At 57.6% G+C, this 490-nt stretch carries 2 protein-coding genes; both read right to left on the minus strand.

Going from position 1 to position 490, the window contains the following annotated elements; genetic code table 11:
* Positions 1-336 (minus strand): hypothetical protein (locus tag ACUHMQ_RS21040; protein ID WP_445297388.1); only part of this gene is annotated, 336 nt, incomplete at its 3' end.
* Positions 337-349: 13 nt separating this feature from the next.
* Positions 350-490 (minus strand): transposase domain-containing protein (locus ACUHMQ_RS21045; protein WP_445297389.1); only part of this gene is annotated, 141 nt, incomplete at its 5' end.

Genomic DNA, 490 nt, shown 5'->3' on the forward strand with positions numbered 1-490 from the left:
GACTTCGTTTCGACCCAGCCCGCGTTTGGGCTGTTCGCGGATGGTTACGTCCAGGCCGTCTACGTTGATCGATACGTAGGGGATCAGCCAACAGACACGCGTAGGTTCATCCAACTCTACGACGGCTTGTTTGCGACGCATTTCCACGAGCCGCCCTGTGCGTAGGCGATTGTCCTGACCATCGAAGAACTCGATCATCTGCCCAATGTGCAATTGGCGCTGAATCGCAACCTGCCAGTGCGGCTGTTCCAGTGCTCGGTCAATGGCAACGCGAAGGCGGAACAGCTCGAACCCGGATGCCTCGTTCAAGGCTTTAAGAAGTGCACTGAAGTCCATGGAGGGTGGCAATTCAACAAGGGATGGCGGGATGGTCGGCAGCCCAACGATGCGGTAGCAGATGATCAAGGTCGGCAGGCTTGGCCGATGGGTAGCGGGTCAGCACGTCCTTGAGATAGGCGTAAGGATTGACGTCCCGTAGCCTGCACGAATG

Source organism: Chitinimonas violaceus (assembly GCF_052601015.1).